The 16,183-nt window shown below is 59.4% G+C and carries 17 protein-coding genes and 2 pseudogenes; 11 read left to right on the forward strand and 8 right to left on the reverse strand.

Features of this window, described 5'->3' with window-relative positions:
- Window positions 1-21: 21 nt before the first annotated feature.
- The 5 genes from hpf to RAZWK3B_RS02570 all read right to left on the reverse strand — a co-directional run bounded on the left by hpf (window position 22) and on the right by RAZWK3B_RS02570 (window position 3,332).
- The gene (gene hpf, locus RAZWK3B_RS02550; RefSeq protein ID WP_007811900.1) at window positions 22-585 is read right to left on the reverse strand and encodes a ribosome hibernation-promoting factor, HPF/YfiA family; all 564 of its coding nucleotides are present in this window, start codon (window positions 583-585) and stop codon (window positions 22-24) included.
- Window positions 586-831: 246 nt separating this feature from the next.
- On the reverse strand, window positions 832-1,590 hold the full coding sequence (lptB, locus tag RAZWK3B_RS02555) for an LPS export ABC transporter ATP-binding protein (protein WP_007811902.1): 759 nt from the start codon (window positions 1,588-1,590) through the stop codon (window positions 832-834).
- A 3-nt stretch (window positions 1,591-1,593) separates the two neighbouring features.
- Window positions 1,594-2,097 (reverse strand): LptA/OstA family protein, encoded by a 504-nt coding sequence (locus tag RAZWK3B_RS02560; protein WP_007811904.1) that lies wholly within the window; start codon window positions 2,095-2,097, stop codon window positions 1,594-1,596.
- 5 nt (window positions 2,098-2,102) lie between these two features.
- Window positions 2,103-2,717 carry an LPS export ABC transporter periplasmic protein LptC gene (lptC, locus tag RAZWK3B_RS02565; RefSeq protein ID WP_007811905.1) on the reverse strand — a complete coding sequence of 205 codons (615 nt, stop codon included), beginning with the start codon at window positions 2,715-2,717 and terminating at the stop codon, window positions 2,103-2,105.
- A 3-nt stretch (window positions 2,718-2,720) separates the two neighbouring features.
- A complete protein-coding gene (locus tag RAZWK3B_RS02570; RefSeq protein WP_007811907.1) occupies window positions 2,721-3,332 on the reverse strand; it encodes a ribonuclease D in 612 nt (203 codons plus the stop codon).
- 229 nt (window positions 3,333-3,561) lie between these two features.
- Between RAZWK3B_RS02570 and RAZWK3B_RS02575 the strand changes: the two genes are divergently transcribed.
- The 11 genes and pseudogenes from RAZWK3B_RS02575 (at window position 3,562) to RAZWK3B_RS02610 (ending at window position 12,822) form a co-directional block, all read left to right on the forward strand.
- Window positions 3,562-4,755, forward strand: coding sequence for a tyrosine-type recombinase/integrase (locus RAZWK3B_RS02575; protein WP_007811908.1), 1,194 nt, complete (start codon window positions 3,562-3,564; stop codon window positions 4,753-4,755).
- A 73-nt stretch (window positions 4,756-4,828) separates the two neighbouring features.
- The gene (locus RAZWK3B_RS02580) at window positions 4,829-5,650 is read left to right on the forward strand and encodes a hypothetical protein (protein ID WP_007811909.1); all 822 of its coding nucleotides are present in this window, start codon (window positions 4,829-4,831) and stop codon (window positions 5,648-5,650) included.
- Between the two features lie 68 nt (window positions 5,651-5,718).
- On the forward strand, window positions 5,719-5,934 hold the full coding sequence (locus RAZWK3B_RS02585) for a helix-turn-helix transcriptional regulator (protein WP_232279468.1): 216 nt from the start codon (window positions 5,719-5,721) through the stop codon (window positions 5,932-5,934).
- A 3-nt stretch (window positions 5,935-5,937) separates the two neighbouring features.
- A pseudogene (locus tag RAZWK3B_RS21980) lies at window positions 5,938-6,282 on the forward strand (winged helix domain-containing protein); the annotation flags it as partial.
- 39 nt (window positions 6,283-6,321) lie between these two features.
- Complete coding sequence (locus tag RAZWK3B_RS02590) at window positions 6,322-7,146, forward strand: DUF7146 domain-containing protein (RefSeq protein WP_007811911.1); 825 nt, start codon at window positions 6,322-6,324, stop codon at window positions 7,144-7,146.
- A complete protein-coding gene (locus RAZWK3B_RS02595) occupies window positions 7,143-8,618 on the forward strand; it encodes a YfjI family protein (protein WP_007811912.1) in 1,476 nt (491 codons plus the stop codon). Before RAZWK3B_RS02590 ends, RAZWK3B_RS02595 begins: the two co-directional genes overlap by 4 nt.
- Window positions 8,615-9,346 carry a hypothetical protein gene (locus RAZWK3B_RS20980; protein ID WP_157132109.1) on the forward strand — a complete coding sequence of 244 codons (732 nt, stop codon included), beginning with the start codon at window positions 8,615-8,617 and terminating at the stop codon, window positions 9,344-9,346. The genes RAZWK3B_RS02595 and RAZWK3B_RS20980 overlap by 4 nt, the downstream gene beginning before the upstream one ends.
- Before the next feature lie 232 nt (window positions 9,347-9,578).
- Complete coding sequence (locus RAZWK3B_RS20985; protein ID WP_007811914.1) at window positions 9,579-9,743, forward strand: hypothetical protein; 165 nt, start codon at window positions 9,579-9,581, stop codon at window positions 9,741-9,743.
- 334 nt (window positions 9,744-10,077) lie between these two features.
- Window positions 10,078-10,719 carry a terminase small subunit gene (locus tag RAZWK3B_RS02600; protein ID WP_007811915.1) on the forward strand — a complete coding sequence of 214 codons (642 nt, stop codon included), beginning with the start codon at window positions 10,078-10,080 and terminating at the stop codon, window positions 10,717-10,719.
- Window positions 10,703-12,106, forward strand: a complete 1,404-nt coding sequence (locus tag RAZWK3B_RS02605) for a terminase large subunit domain-containing protein (protein ID WP_007811916.1) — start codon at window positions 10,703-10,705, stop codon at window positions 12,104-12,106. The genes RAZWK3B_RS02600 and RAZWK3B_RS02605 overlap by 17 nt, the downstream gene beginning before the upstream one ends.
- Before the next feature lie 434 nt (window positions 12,107-12,540).
- Entirely contained in the window at window positions 12,541-12,822 is a 282-nt protein-coding gene (locus RAZWK3B_RS02610) for a hypothetical protein (protein WP_007811917.1), read from the forward strand.
- A gap of 586 nt (window positions 12,823-13,408) precedes the next feature.
- Here the strand turns inward: RAZWK3B_RS02610 and RAZWK3B_RS21535 are convergent.
- From RAZWK3B_RS21535 to RAZWK3B_RS21545, 3 genes and pseudogenes are all read right to left on the reverse strand, one after another.
- Window positions 13,409-13,866: pseudogene (locus RAZWK3B_RS21535) on the reverse strand (transposase); the annotation flags it as partial.
- A 585-nt stretch (window positions 13,867-14,451) separates the two neighbouring features.
- Window positions 14,452-14,745 (reverse strand): phage portal protein, encoded by a 294-nt coding sequence (locus tag RAZWK3B_RS21910; protein ID WP_083798950.1) that lies wholly within the window; start codon window positions 14,743-14,745, stop codon window positions 14,452-14,454.
- A 762-nt stretch (window positions 14,746-15,507) separates the two neighbouring features.
- Window positions 15,508-15,699 (reverse strand): IS3 family transposase, encoded by a 192-nt coding sequence (locus RAZWK3B_RS21545; protein WP_007811925.1) that lies wholly within the window; start codon window positions 15,697-15,699, stop codon window positions 15,508-15,510.
- Window positions 15,700-16,183: the final 484 nt, after the last annotated feature.

The following is a 16,183-nucleotide window of genomic DNA, read 5'->3' on the forward strand; positions in this document are numbered from 1 at the left end:
CCGTCCCGATGCTCGTGTGTCTTAAGGGTCGATCCAGCCGATGTTGCCGTCTTCGCGGCGATACACGACATTCAATCCCTTGCTTCCCTCATTGCGGAAAACGAGGACCGGTGCGCCCGCCAGCTCCATTTGCATCACCGCTTCACCGACGGACAGGGACGGTATCTGTGTCTCCATCTCGGCGACGATGATCGGCTGGAGGCTGTCCGGCTCCGAATCCACATCTTCCCGCTCCGAGGCGAGGATATAAGAGGACGCGCCGGAAAGTTCAACCGGTTGAGGACGATCCCTGTGGTGGTCCTTCAGGCGGCGCTTATACCGGCGAAGTTGTTTTTCCATCTTGGCGCAGCATTGATCGAATGCGCTGTAGATTTCATGCGCATTTGCCTTGGCCTGCGCGGTCAGGCCGGTCGAGAGGTGGACAATGGTTTCGCAGGCGTATTCGCTGGCGTTCTTGGAAAATATCACATGCGCATCGGTCGGGCGTTCGGCGTATTTTGCCACGGCTTCGCCGAGTTCGGTCTTGACGTGTGTCTGCAGGGCTTCACCCACGTCGATTTGCTTGCCACTGATTTGATAGCGCATCTTAGCTCCTTCATTTGACAATCCGAGAGACCCCATCCTGCGCCCTTGGGCGCCGATGCCTGTCACGTCCGGATGCGGGAAACAGACATCCCTCTGGCTTGTCCGATGCCGTCCCGCTGAAGCGGGAAACGACAGGGGAAAGGCGCAAAAAACCAAGATGTCATTCCTTGATTGAGGCGCTTTTGCCGGCACTTGTCAATGGAGATTAGAGAGGCCCGGCCCGATCTGCGGGTCGCTGCCGGGGCATCAGGAAATGCGGAAATTGTCCCCGAGATAGACGCGGCGCACGTTCTCATTCTCGACGACTTCCGCAGGGGTTCCGGACATCAGAACCTTGCCGTCATGCAGGATATAGGCGCGGTCCACGATTTCCAGCGTTTCGCGCACATTGTGGTCCGTGATCAGCACGCCGATGCCGCGTTTCTTGAGATCGGCCACAAGATGCCGGATGTCGCCGACCGAGATCGGATCGACCCCGGCGAAGGGTTCATCGAGCAGCAGATATTTCGGATGCGCAGCAAGGCAGCGCGCGATTTCGACCCGGCGCCGTTCACCGCCCGACAGGGCCAGCGCCGGTGCGCGGCGCAAATGTTCGATCGAGAATTCTGACAGAAGTTCCTCGAGCCGTTCGCGCCGCTTGTGGCGATCCGCCTCCGAGATGTCGAGAATGGCCAGGATGTTGTCTTCGACCGACAGCCCCCTGAAAATCGACATTTCCTGCGGCAGATAGCCGATACCCAGCTTGGCGCGGCGATACATGGGCAGATTCGTCACCTCCTGCCCGTCGATCAGAACATGGCCGCCTTCGGGCTGAACAAGACCCGCAATCGCATAGAAGGTGGTGGTTTTCCCCGACCCGTTCGGACCGAGAAGTGCCACGACCTCGCCCTGCCGGAGGGACATCGACACGTCGCGGATCACCATGCGCCGTTTGTAGCTTTTGCGAAGGTTGCGAACCTCGAGGCCCTTGCTCTCATGTGCGATATGAAGGTCGGGTTTCGGCAAGCGTCAGTCCTGAGGCTGCTGCTGTTGTGGCTGCAGCACTGTCTTGACCCGGCCCGTCATCTGGGCGGTGCCTGCGCGGGTGTCGACCACCATCTTGTCCGAGGTCAGGGTTTGTGGGCCTTGGACCAACAGCACCTCGCCGTCCATCTCGATCATGCCGGTGTCGATGTTGTAATCGGCTTCGCGCGCCTCGGCGGCATCCTCGCCGCTGACAAGGGTGACGCCGCCGGTGGCATGCAGGCTTTCGATCCCGCTTTGATCCTGCTTGTAGATGACTTCGACCCGCGGCGCCCAGAGGCGCATCTCACCCTGACCGACGATGACATTGCCGGTGAAAATCGCGGTTCCGTCATTCTCGTTGACGTTGAGCACTTCGGACACGACCTCGACCGGCAGGGTGCTGTCCTGCTGGCTGTCGCCAAACGCGACCTGTGCGGATTGCGCATGGCCGACAGTGGGCATTCCGGCCAGCAACACCGAAAAAACGAGACACGAAAGACGGATCAAGAGTGCTATTCTCCAGAATTCTGTGGCTGGTATAGCAGTTTGACCCCGCCAGTGAAAAGCAAATGTGCATCACCAGTGTCAGGGTCCGAGGTGAGCAGCATGCGCGCGGCGTCGAGTTTGCCGGGTGGGCCTGTGCCCGAGACCGGCGCAAGCGACTCGGCATGGAGTTTGTCAAACCGGGATTCGAGCGTTTCGGTGGTCATGCGATAGCCCGTGCTGGTCGTTACCACGACATTGCCGATCAAGGTGGCGATGTAATCTTGCTGGAGCACCTCGGCGGAGTCCGAAGTGATGTCGATCACCTCGCCGGTGGTCAGCAACAGCTGCGCATCCACGGCTTCGGCAAGGATGCGTTCGGGGTTCGACAGATCCGGCCATGCGGTCCGGGCATTCACGATGACCTGATCGCCGCTATCGGTTACGCCGGCAAATGCCGGGTTGCTGGCTCCCTGTTCGCGGGCGCGCTTTTCGATGTCGATATCGCTGAACGGGATCGCATTGTTCGTGTCGATCGAGCGTGACAGGAGAAACAGGGTCGACAGCAACCCCAAAGCCGCGAGGGGCAGGATGATCTTCAGCCATGCCACCAGCTGCGAATGGAGGTTCCCCTGCCGCGCCATGCTCTAGTGCGCGAAAATATCGATTTCGGGCCAGCCTGCCAGATCGAGCTTGGCCCTGATCGGCAGGAAATCGAAACAGGCCTGGGCCATTTCGACACGACCTTCGCGGGCCAGCATCCTGTTCAGTTCGTCGCGCAGCTGATGCAGGTAGAGAACGTCTGATGCGGCATAGTCCAACTGTGCTTCGGTCAATTTCGGTGCGCCCCAGTCCGACGATTGCTGCTGCTTGGAGATATCCTTGTCGAGCAGTTCCTGCATCAGGTTCTTCAGCCCGTGGCGATCGGTGTAGGTGCGCACCAGCTTGCTTGCGATCTTCGTGCAATACACCGGTGCGGCCAGCGCACCGAAGGCGTTGAACATCGCGGCAATATCGAACCGGCCGAAATGGAACAGTTTGAGGATATCGGGGTTTTCCAGCAGGGCCGCCAGATTGGGTGCCTCGGTCTGACCCTTGTCGATCTGGACCAGATAGGCGTTGCCGTCTCCGCCGGACATCTGCACGACGCACAGCCTGTCGCGATGTGGATTGAGGCCCATCGTTTCGCAATCGATGGCGACAACAGGACCCAGGTCAAGGCCATCAGGAAGATCGTTCTTGTAGAGATAATTTGCCATGTTCATTCCCTTCGTGGAGGGAATGGTGCCCAGGAGAGGCACCAACCCATTGTTTTTAATCGTTTTTATCTGTCCGGGAATGTGCAGCCGAATCAGTAAAACAAGGCGCATACTGTTCTAAGGTGTCTTGAAATGTCCACCCCTATCCAATAACGTAAGGGGGATATTTGGGTGGATGCAGGCTTAACCACTTGTTCTATGCAAAAAAGGTGGATGTGAGGGATAGAACATGCGTGCGCGCAATCGGCTGTCACCGGCTTTCGTCAAGAAAGCCCCGCCCGGAAAATACTGCGATGGCGCGGGGCTTTGGCTGGTGGTACGTGATGATGGCGGAAGCCAATGGGTTTTGCGCGTGACCGTTCACGGGCGGCGGCGCGAAATGGGTTTAGGTGGATATCCTGGGATCGGCTTGGCGGCTGTGCGCGACTTGGCCGAACGCTGGCGCGCGATGGCGAAGCAAGGGCGCGACCCGGTGAAGGAAAGGGAACGCGAAGAACGGGCCGCGAGGCGCGAGGATATATCGCTGGCAGTCCTGACGGCTGACGCATTCGAAGCCCGCAAGGCTGAACTGAAAGGCGACGGCAAGGCGGGACGGTGGCTTTCGCCCCTAACGCTTCACGTCCTGCCCAAGCTGGGCAAGGTTCCTGTCACCGACATTGACCAGCGCGACATTCGCGACACGCTGGCCCCCATCTGGCACGAAAAGGCCGACACGGCGCGCAAAGCAATGAACCGGCTTTCAATCGTGATGAAGCACGCGGCGGCGCTGGGCTTGGATGTGGACTTGCAAGCGACCGAGAAAGCCAAGGCGCTTTTGGGCAAGTCGAGGCATGTTGCGAAGAACATTCCGGCGATGGATTGGCGCAATGTGCCTGACTTCTACGCAAGCCTCGAAGAACCTACACTGACCCATCTGGCGCTGCGCTTGCTTATCCTGACCGGCGTGCGCTCGGGACCGCTGCGCAATATCCGGCTGGAACAGATTGAAGGTGACGTGTGGACGGTGCCAGCCGAAGCAATGAAAGGCCGTAAAGGCGCAACCGAAGATTTTAGGATGCCGTTATCCGGCGAAGCCCTGCGCATAATTGACCTAGCGCGCCCGCATGCGCGCAATGGCTATCTGTTTCCCAACAGCCGTAAGGGCGTTATTTCTGACATGACGCTTTCACGGCATATGGAACGGCGGGGGCTGGAAGTGCGTCCACATGGTTTTCGGTCAAGCTTGCGCACATGGATAGCCGAAGCGACCGATGCCCCGCACGAAGTAGCAGAAGCCATGCTGGCGCATGTGGTGGATGGTGGCACTGTGCGCGCCTACCGCAGAACCGACTTTCTAGAACCACGGCGCAAATTGGCCGAACGCTGGGCCGACCATGTAACCGGCGGCGCGGGGCAGATCTTGGAGTTGGTTGGCCGGGAGTGATTGATATGAGCAGAATGGTGAGGCAATTGCACCCCCTGCGACATAGGAAGCAGACTCACATAGGTGACCTGAATTGAGCGACGAAGCAAAGCCGAAGCGTGGCAGACCGCGAAAGGGTGTGGCGCTGACGCCCGACGAATTGCAGGAAGTCACCCGCAAAGTCGCAGCTCGTTTGCGGCACATGCTTGAACGCGAGGCTAGAGTTGGGAGCGGCGCACCGCACCGTATTAACCCCGACGACGAGGCGGCAGGAGTGAAACCTAGCCGTATTCTTGATGAAGAGATGCAGGGCCGTTTGCTGCGCCTGCTGGACGACACGGAGGCGGATTTAGGTGCGCTTGACGCGGCCATGGAGTCTATCGCTAAGCGGCTTGATCCGGGGAGCAAGGAAGCGCTGGTGCAGCTTTTGCCAGGTGAAATTATCGCGGTCTATGACGGGAGCGAGGAAATTGGGCTAACTCAGGCTGAGGTCGCGGAATTGGCCGCTCATGTATGGGCTGTTGAACATCACACGCGGGCGCGCGTCTCTGAATTGAAGCAATTACTAACGGGACATTATGGTATCGCGCCGAAGCGCGGACCCAATCCCAAGCGGCGTAGCCAGGAGGTCGCGGCGCACCTGCTAGGCTATGCGCGGGGGGCCAGCGGGCTTCCCTACGTTGGCGTGCGAGAAAGCCAGGGCGCTGGCGCGATAGTCGAGGTGATTGCGGCCGCGTGGCGTGACGTGGTCAAGCCTCACGATCCGGCAGCCGCGGCGATCTATCAGGCAATACCCAATACACAGAACGGAATTGAAAAACTGTCCGCCGCCTGCGATTGGGACGCCCGCTTGGACACCTTGCGGCATCAAGGATTTCAGCTTGGCCTGAGAGAGAGGCAGGCGCCGGAGAAATAAAGCGGATTATTCCCCGTACTAAGGAGAACACCATCGCATCATCCGAAACGCAAAAAGGATGTTGCGAAATGCCGAAACGACTGCACGCAAAACACATGGCCGCGCCGCAAGGCGAACGCTATCTGACGCTTAAAGAGGTTTCCGCCAAGCTGGGCAACCGCTCGCGCAGCGCAATTTATGGCGATATCGCGGCCAAGCGCCTGCCCCAGCCCTTGAAGCTGGGCGGGCGCATCTACTGGGCAGAGAGCGTACTTGACGCTTTCTTGCGCGGCGAGGCTGTCTGAGCGATGGCCGTAAACGCAAACCCCGGCGCACTGGCGGGCGCGACCGGGGCGGAAAATGCCTTCCATGCGAATGCGGCGGGCACCCCAAAAATAGCACAACAAACCACGAAAGGCACGCCTTATCGCGTCACGCCCGCCCTTAGCGAACCGCTCACTGTGACGGTGACGGGCCGTGTGCGCTGGACGCTTAAAGAAATGCCCAAGGCCGGGAGCGAAGGCGTCACTACCATCGACAACTCTGCGCCGCGTTGGTCCACTTACAAACACAACTTAAGCTGCCTGGGCATACCTATCGAGACCCTGCGCGAATTGCACGGGGGCGACTATCAGGACATATATACCCGATATATCCTGCGTGCACGTCATGGTTGCTGGGGAGGGTGCGACATGACCGACACGCGCACCATCAACGAACGGTTGAGCGGCATCTGGTGTCAAAAATTCGGCACCGCGCCTTGCCCCGTGTGCCAGCCGGAAGGCGGCAAGGAACAGAACGCCCTGACCCTGGCAGATGGCACGAGCGGGCGGATTCTGCCGAACTGCAAAAAGAGCGGTTGCGCCTTTCTCGCCATACTGGCGGCGGCAGGCGTGCGCTCGGTGGATTACACTTCCCCTGACGCGGCAACCCTTGCCCAGTGCGAATGCGAAGCAAAGGCCGAAGCTGCAAAGCGGGCGGCGCAAGCCAAGCGGCACCTGGGTGAAGCCCAGCCCATCACGGGCAAGGTGGCCGAAGCCTATTTGCGCTGGCGGGGCATGAGTTGCGACTTGCCCCCGACCCTGCGCTTTTACCCTGACTGCTTACACGGGCCGACCGCAGAGAGTTATCGGGCGATGCTGGCGGCGGTGCAAGGCTCGGACGTGGCGGCGGTGCATCGCAACTATCTGCGCGACGATGGCTCTGGCAAGGCGGAGATTGCCCCGAACAAGATGATGCTGGAAAACTCCGGCGGCCCTGTCAGGGTCACAAAGGCGCAAGTGCCGCTTGTGGTGGCAGAGGGCATCGAAACCGCCCTGAGCCTCGCAAGTGGGCTGTGCCTGCCACCATCGCCGGGGCGGTTGACCATCGCGACCGATGGCAACGCCGCCGGGGCCGATGCTGGCCGCGATCTTGCCGAGCGCGCCCATGCGAACGGCTGCGCGGTCTCTATGTTACCGGCACCAAAGGGCCGCAATTGGAACGATATCCTGACTGGAAAGGCGGTGCTGACATGACACGTATTCAATCAACGCCGTTCACGCCCGAGGGCCCGATGCCCTTGATCCGCGAAATGCCGGAAGCCGCGCCCTTTCCGGTCGCTGCCTTGGGGCCGCTGCGCAATCCTGCCGAGGCGATTGCCCGCGCTACTGAGGCACCCGTTGCACTGTGCGCGGCATCGGTCCTCGCATCGGCGGCATTGGCCGCGCAGGGGCACCGGGACGCGGAGACATTGAACGGCACTGCACCCGCAAGCCTGTTTCTGCTGACTGTTGCCGAAAGTGGCGAACGCAAAAGCACTGCCGACCGCCTCGCCATGCGCGGCGTGCGCGACTTCGAAGCCGATCTGCGCACTGAATACGATATCGCGCGCGACCTTTGGCGCGATGAGCACGACGTATGGAAGGCAACCCGCACCAAGATACTGGCGGATAAGAAAGCCGACAGCGTGGCAAAACGGGCTGATCTGCAAGCCTTGGGGCACGAGCCCCTCGCGCCGCTGAAACCGCATATCGTGGCAAGCTCGCCGACCATCGAAGGGATCACAAAGCACTTACCGGAATTGCGCGCGAGCCTCGGGATAATGACCGAGGAAGGCGGCGCGCTGATTGGCGGGCATTCCATGAAGGCCGAGAACAAGTTGGCGACTTGCGCCAGTTTTAGCGCAATGTGGGATGGATCACCGCTTGACAGGTGGCGCGCAGGCGATGGCGTGGAAAGCTACACCGGGCGGCGTTTCTCAGCGCATATCCTTGTGCAGCCGGTCGCGGCAGAGGCGCTCCTATCTGATCCAATGGCGAACGGGCAAGGACTTCTTGCGCGCTTTCTGATGTGCCGTCCTGCCTCGCGCATAGGTACGCGGTTGCGCGTGGAAAAGGACGCCGCCGCCGAGGCCGAGATTGCCACCTTCGCGGCGCGTATCCGGTCGCTTCTATCGCGCGACCTGCCCCTTGCAGATGGCAAGCGGAACGAACTCGCGCCGCCAGTCCTGCCCATCAGCCGAGAGGCCCGCGACGAGCTGACCGCTTTTTACTGTGAGGTGGAAAAGGCGCAGGCGCCGGGCGGAGCCTTTGAGGATGTGCGCGCCTTCGCCAGCAAGACCGCAGAACACGCAGCACGCCTCGCGGCGGTGCTGACCATTTACGCGGACCCGGACGCGCCCGAGGTGACAGGCGAGACAATGGCGGGGGCAATCGAGGTCGCCACCTTCTACGCGAACGAGGCCGCGCGCCTCGCGGATGCTGCAATCGTGCCGCCCGAGGTGGCCGACGCGGAACGGATGCGCCACTGGCTACTGAGATCATGGGGGGAGCCTTTCATCTCGGTACGCGCGGCGGCGCAGCGTGGCCCGTTTAAGCTGACGGACCGAGCCCGCAAGGCGCTGCTCAAGCTGGAAACCAACGGCTCGTTGATCAAGGCGAGCGGCGCTGAGGTTAAAGGCAAGCCGTGCGGCGAGGCGTGGCGGATCGTGCGCGAGGAGCAAACATGACTGGCTTTACCTTTGACGCCAAGGCTGCGCTACATGAAGCGCAGAAATGCCAGGGGCCTCCTACACTTCCTACAGATCACCCCACCGGCGCCGGAAAAGTAGGAACTGTAGGAAAAGTAGGAACGGTGCGCGCCGTCGATCCTGAAATCACGACCGGCGAAAATGCCCGCGACGCTTTCGAGGCGCGATGCACGGCGGATCGTGCGCGAGGAGCAAACATGACTGGCTTTACCTTTGACGCCAAGGCTGCGCTACATGAAGCGCAGAAATGCCAGGGGCCTCCTACACTTCCTACACTTCCTACAGATCACCCCACCGGCGCCGGAAAAGTAGGAACTGTAGGAAAAGTAGGAACGGTGCGCGCCGTCGATCCTGAAATCACGACCGGTGAAAATGCCCGCGACGCTTTCGAGGCGCGATGCACGGCGGATCGTGCGCGAGGAGCAAACATGACTGGCTTTACCTTTGACGCCAAGGCTGCGCTACATGAAGCGCAGAAATGCCAGGGGCCTCCTACACTTCCTACACTTCCTACAGATCACCCCACCGGCGCCGGAAAAGTAAGAACTGTAGGAAAAGTAGGAACGGTGCGCGCCGCTGATCCTGAAATCACGATCGGTGAAAACGCCCGCGATGCTTTCGAGGCCCGAGGCGCGGCGGGGCTGGCTTGGTTGGATGAATGGCGACGCCAAGCCGACGATCCCCACAACCCCGACAACTGGGCATGACCACCACCAAAAAAGGACCACGACATAACCGAACCGACGCAAACCGAACCGCAGCGCAAATTCTACGACACGTGATCTCGAAGTCGTGAACGTCGAAAGCCGCGACATGGCGGACGCAATCCACCTCCGACAATTCTACCTATCGTAAGCTTCACGGATTGCAAGCGTTGCGACGATATCGGCTTAAATTGACCGGGCCAAAGCTTTGCGACGGTGGCTGCTGGAAAGCTGAATGCATGGCGAAATCACCGCGCGGGATGGGGTGCGGCTCGGCCCAAAGGCGCTCCGGGAAAGCCCAAAGACCCGGGCTGCGCTGGGCATCCTCAAAAAGCATGGATCGCTTGTGCCGCTGGCAGCCGGAACTGTGGTGCGGGGCGCTGCGCGGGTCGAAGCCTAGGCAATCGTAAAAGGGGCAGCCGATCTGTTTTGATGCACGCACCAAGCTGGCCGAAATCGCGGGGCAACGTCCGGCGAATTCCGCGACAACAGAGACACAAGCCCCGGCAGCGACCCCCGTTTCGCAAAAGTCGCGAATGCCGTAAGCTCCGATGGCTGACAAACGACCTTCTGTTGCAAAAGTCGCAAGTGTCGCAATGCCCAGAGCCGAACCGTATGGGGAAACTGTAGGGGGCCGATCGAACCGCATAAGTGAAATCTTTTAACAAAAAACAATATGTAGTATATAATCCGCATTTAATACTATTTTGACACATCATGTGGTGTTTTGAGCAATGGACGCACCGGACAAGACCAACAATCAGGCCAAGACTAAGCTGACGGCGAAGCAGGAGCGCTTTGTTGAAGAATACCTGATCGATCTCAACGCAACGCAGGCCGCTATTCGGGCTGGGTACAGCAAGAAGACTGCCCGACAGGCCGGTGCCGAAAACCTGTCAAAACCTGACATTGCAGATGCTATCGCAACCGCCAAAGCAGAGCGCGCAAAAAGAACTGAAATCAATTCTGATTGGGTGCTGCGCCGCCTTGCGGATGAAGTCACCGCAGACCTGGCTGATCTGTACGATGAGGCCGGTGCAATCAAGCCCATCCATGAATGGCCTTTGATCTGGCGCCAAGGACTGATTGCCGGGCATGACGTCTACGAAAACACCATAGAGGGTGAAAAGGTTGGGGAGACGGTCAAGCTGAGGCTGTCTGATCGGGTCAAGCGGCTGGAACTGATTGCCAAGCATGTCGATGTTCAGGCTTTCGTCGAGCGCAAAGAGCACACTGGTAAGGGCGGTGGACCGATCCAGACCGAAGGCAATGTGAATGTGCTCATCGTTCCTCAGCGTAAGGCAAAAGAAGTCTTCACCCGCGATATGACGCCGGAAGAAATCATCACTTATCTGGGCGATGAATCTGATGCTTGATGGCTCGACCCATCCTATCAACCCAGTCTGGGCCCCATCCGAAAAGCAGTCGGAATTTTTGTCGTGTTCAGACTTCGAGGTCTTGTATGGTGGCGCGGCAGGAGGCGGCAAGTCGGACGCTCTTTTGATCGACGCTCTGTGCGCGCAAGAGGGCGGCTATGAGAACAGCAACCATCGCGCAATACTGTTTCGCCGTAGCTTCCCCGAGCTGCGCGACCTGATCTCAAGATCGCAAGAAATATACCCGGATATCGCTCACGGCGCGTCTTTCAATCAGACCGAGAAAATCTGGACATTCCCATCCGGCGCCAAGATCGAGTTTGGCTACCTGCAAAACGATGCGGATCGCCTCAAATATCGCGGCCGCGCCTGGAACTATATCGGCTTTGATGAGCTGACGCTTTGGCCCACGGATGTGTGTTACCTCTACCTGTTCTCACGCTGCCGATCCACCGATCCGACGCTTCCCCGTCTGATCCGCGCCACCACCAACCCTGATGGACCGGGCCAAGGCTGGGTGATGGAGCGTTGGGGGATCAATGAGGACGGTCAAGCCACCCGCGTGCCCATTGATACTGTTGACGCTGAGATGCGCCGTATCACGACCTCCTATCGCACATTCATCCCGGCCCGCCTGTCCGAGAACCCGCACCTGAGTGAGACCGGCTATCGCGAGGCCCTGTTGCAGCTGCCCCCAGACGAGCGTGACGCGCTTCTCATGGGCTTGTGGCGCCAAGGCAGGGTGCATGGGGCCTACTACGCCAACGAAATGGCTGAGATGCGGAACCGCGGCGGCATCCGCTCGGTGCCCTATGATCCGTCGGAGCCTGTCAACACGTTCTGGGATCTCGGCTGGAACGACACCACGGCAATCTGGTTTCATCAACAGATCGCCGGCGAGCATCGCTTCATTCGTGCATACGAGAACAGTGGCGAGAGCCTCGACCACTATGCCACGTACCTCCAGAACTCAGGCTTCAACGTAATGGGCGGCCGCCACTACCTGCCGCATGACGCGCAAAACAAGAGCTTGCAGACCGGCAAGAGCGCGCTGGAGATTTTGCAGGAGATGTTGCCGAACCTGCACTTCGAGGTGGTGCCTCGCATCCAGAACGTCTTGACTGGCATCAACCAGACGCGCCTGGCCATGCGCGGCAAGGTGTTCATGGACGCCACCGAGTGCGCCGATGGCATCGCGGCCCTCGACAACTATCGCAAGGCCTATAACGAGCGCCACGACGTGTTCACCGAGCGCCCGTTGCACGACCGTTATTCCAACTTCGCCGACGCTTTCCGCCAATGGGGCCAAGCCCTAGAAGAAGGCCTGACAGGCCCACGAAAACGGTTCCGTCGCAAGCCCAAGCCTCCCGGGGCTATGTGGATATGAGCAACATCACTAAAACACCTGGCGGGCTGATCCTGCGCGGAGGTAACGAGCATAAAAAGCCTGGCGCTGAGCAACTGATCTTTCACAGGGTGTAAGCAACCGTTGAGATTGACGGACCATCATATGATCTAAATGCAATTGGGCGCGAGAGCGCCTATGGCAAGTATCATAACGACGTGACAATGGATGATGGTGCCGAGGCTTTGTTGTCGGTGGCGGCTGATCGAGTAAGCGAAGCCCGGAGCGGCCCAGCCGACAGCCTCGGCCAGATCACCCTAGATTTTGCGGAAAACACTGTCAATCGACGTGATGGGGCCAAGCAACCGCAGGGTTCACAACCAGAGGCTTCTGCTTCGTTGAGAGCCGGGGCGAAACCCGGTTCAGTTCGGCGTTGGAAGGCGACCCCGCGGCTGCAAAAGTAGAAAACAAAGGCGGTGAACTCAACCTGGATTTTGCAAGGGGCTCATGCGATCGACGATTCCGATGCGCTGATCGACGATCTGGGCGATGCTGATGCTGAAATCACGCTGATAGAGCGTTCGTACCGGTATGTGGGCCGCACGAAAAGGGTTGGCGAGAAGTCGCAGCGCCTGCGCCACAGCGCGATCAAAGATAGCTTGAGCCCCGAGGCCGGTGCGGCCGATGAGGCCGTGCTGGCAGAGCAATCCAATGATGGCCCCTTGGCTCAATTATCATCGGATACGAAGGTGACTTGAAGGGCGCTGCGCTTGATCTTGAACGCAGAAAGACCGGTGAAGCGCCAAGCGCGCTGTCCCATCCTGACGTGGGGCCCATTGCGCTGGTTTGGGGTAAGGAAGGAACCGGTAACAGTGATGGGTTCGGACTTGCTAAGCTGCTGGCTTGGCACCCTGAGGTATTGGACGATCTTCAAGGGCGCTTATCAGGTGCGGATGTTGTAAGCCGGACTGAAAATCGCATCCAGCTTCGCAGCGACCGAGACAAATTTGGAATACGCTTACAGTTTGATGGTCAGAACAGGACCTGGTTTTTAACTTCATTTGAAAGAGGGCGCCAGCGTACTGAACGGTCTTAATCGCGGCTCAATGATATCTGGAATGGCTCGATTTCCCCATCACCGCTCGCGCGCATGGACGATAATCAAAACGCGACAGAAAATCAAGTTGGCGGCGCACCCGCCGAAGTGGACTACCCAAACAGAAAACCGCTTTGGGAGCGACCCGGGCCCAGAACGCCACTTGCCGCAGCAAGCCCCCTTAATCCCAAGGGCCAAAGTGGTGAAAATCATTAAGTGATGCGTCGAAAGAAGGCAACACGGCGGCCGAGGGGGCGGTTCAGAAACGCCTGCACCCTCTCATCAATGTCCTCGCACAGCCGTGAGACCTGGCTCTTGGAGGTACCCGTCAGGCCCATGGAGCGCACCAGATCGTCTACAGCCCGCGTGGAGACGCCATGGATATAGGCTTACTGTATCACGGCCATCAGCGCCGTCTAGGCGGTCCGGCGCGGTTCCAGGAACGTCGGGAAGTAGCTGCCCTTGCGCAGCTTCGGGATGTTCAGGCTGATGGTGCCCGCCCGGGTATCCCATTGCCGCACCCGGTAGCCGTTACGCTGGTTCGCGCGGTCAGGTCAGGGCTGCGCTCGCCATGCCCGGCACCGCACACGGCAGCCACCTCAATGTCCATCAGCTGTTGCGCCGCGTCCTGGATCAAATCGCGCAGGAAATCCGTGTCATCGCTCTTGGCGATCACGCTCGGAAGGTCAATCATGGTCTCGGTCATCATGTTCTCCTTCGTTGTCGTCGGTCTTTGAACAACCTCAGATTACGAAGAAGCACGGTGGCCGCCAAACGGCCGCATGCTGTGCTACGCCAAAGGCTCCGCGCGCGGCCTCTTATACCACCACCTGGGACGCTACCCGGTCCCAGCCCGGAGGATCGAGCGCGCTTGACCAAGCTGCGCAAGGACATGCACAAAACAACTCCGTTTTTTGACGGCTTAATTCCAGAATTTGCCACCAAAGATGCCCCGCCTTCTAAGCTGGAAAGCAAGCTGCGCGCCGCGCGAGACGCGGGACCCGTCGAGCATGTGACCAAGAAGGGCAAAACGCTGACCGGTGTTGTTCTCAAAGACGTGACGCGCGACCCAGCTAAGCCGGTCGACCAATACAGCTTCCGCAAGGACGGCGGGTATTTCATCCGCGAGAAGGGCGTCACTGCGGTTTTGGACAGTGAGGGCGCGGGCGATGATCCGAGCCGCACCGGCAACTTGCCGGAGAGGATCAACAAGATCATCAAGTCCGACAACCTGGACGGCACCGGTTCCTATGCGATAGACGGTGCCGATGTGCTGGTCCGACCAACCTCATCAACGTACCTCCTTCAGCTGCAGCCCCGTGCCCACGGTATTGGCCACGCATTGCTCCATGGCCCCAGCCAGCCAGCCGCTATTATGCAGCAGGTCATGGACCCTGGCCGCCGCATCATCCCAGGCTTCGCCGATATCATCCTGCGCCTCGCGCAGCGCAGGTCTCCAGCCTGCAAAGGTCACGCCACGGCCGCCGCGCATGTATTTGCTCGAGGGAGGCAGAGGTCCCAGCTCGGAGCGCGTTGCCGGCAGCGCTTCGGCAACGAGCTCTTTCAATTTTGACATCACGGACATGTGATCCTAGTCTCCGCTGGCTGCCGTAACGCGCGAACATCAAGCGTCACAGCAGAGCGCCGCCGTCGCCGCAGGGTTTGGGAGGGCCCTGCGATGCCGACGGCGGCGTTTTCAAAGGTTCAGATGCGGTCCACCCAACCCAGATCTGCTATTCTGGGGACCGGGACCTGGTTCATCTCCTGGGCCCTCCACCAGAGACAAAATAGCTCAATGTGACAACATTCTTGCCAGTTTTGGGCCGCTATCCCATACTGGTCACGCTGCGGAGGTGTTTAGATACTCCCTCAAGCCGCAGCACGCCGCTGCCGAAGCATCTTGGGGGATGTGATCTCGGCGGCGGCGATCCCACCGCCCAACTTACAGCTTGCACTTTTGGACAAACCGGGGTGCACTAAATTTCCGAGTGAGTAGGATTCGTGACAGAGACCTACCCAGCCGCCAGCGCCACATGTCTGGGTTATGCCATTATCCTATGGCGTTGGCGGCACCAGCGCCCTCAGCCTTGCTCATGTGTCCCGTGGTTTGCGGTTGAGGGTGCTGCCTTTATTCAGATCTGAATGATTTTGCGGAACGGCTTTCTGTTACGACATCGCTTCCATGAGATCGCCACCAAGCCTTTTCCCTCACAAATATCTTTCGCGCCCTTGTGCTTTTTCACGCGAAACACGCAACCGTTGCAGCTGCGGCTTCAAGGACTTGTTGCTCAGCCCTGATCTGATTGGGGATTTTGCATCCATGTCGCTGGCGAAGCCACGACACGTTTTACTCCGCTGCAAAGGCGGCGAGTGCTGCGCGAAGTTCCTCGACGGTTTTAAAGTGGTGCACCCAGAGGAGCTGCTCTTTGAGGGTCCGTATCGCCCTCTCGGCCACGCCATTTGCTTCCGGCTGCCTGACGAATGCCGGCGGCGGCATCATGCCAAAGCATCTGACATCGTCATGGAAATCTTCCGACATGTAATTTGAACCGTGATCGTGGCGAGAGGTCAGCCCCTTGGCGACATTGGGCCCGGCACCTCCGAAGTGGCGGGTTACGCCCTGTCGAACGGGTTCCAATGCCTCCCACCGACTTGCGCTCGACGAAGCATGGGTGCCGATGAACTCGCCAGAACAATGATCGACAACGACAAAGACGTAGGCCCCCTTCCTGCGTGGTGATTGTCTGGGTCATTTCGGTTCCCCAGACCTCGTCGACCGTCTCGGTGATGATGGTGACGTCATGGGGATGGGCATCGCGTTGAACGGGGCGCTGTGGGGCCAGCAGGAGGGTTTAGCCTTTACGATGCGCCCCGAGAGCCAGCCATCAAACCATGTGAACTGAGCACACCATACTTGGCACATCGATGCCGTCGGGAGGAGGTCACATCATCAAAGTCATCGCCACCAAAATCGAGGCAATCGGCTGGGCGCTAGTGCGCAAGTCCAACGACAAATCCCAAGC

This window comes from Roseobacter sp. AzwK-3b, assembly GCF_000170875.1.
Taxonomy (GTDB): Bacteria; Pseudomonadota; Alphaproteobacteria; order Rhodobacterales; family Rhodobacteraceae; genus Roseovarius; species Roseovarius litoreus.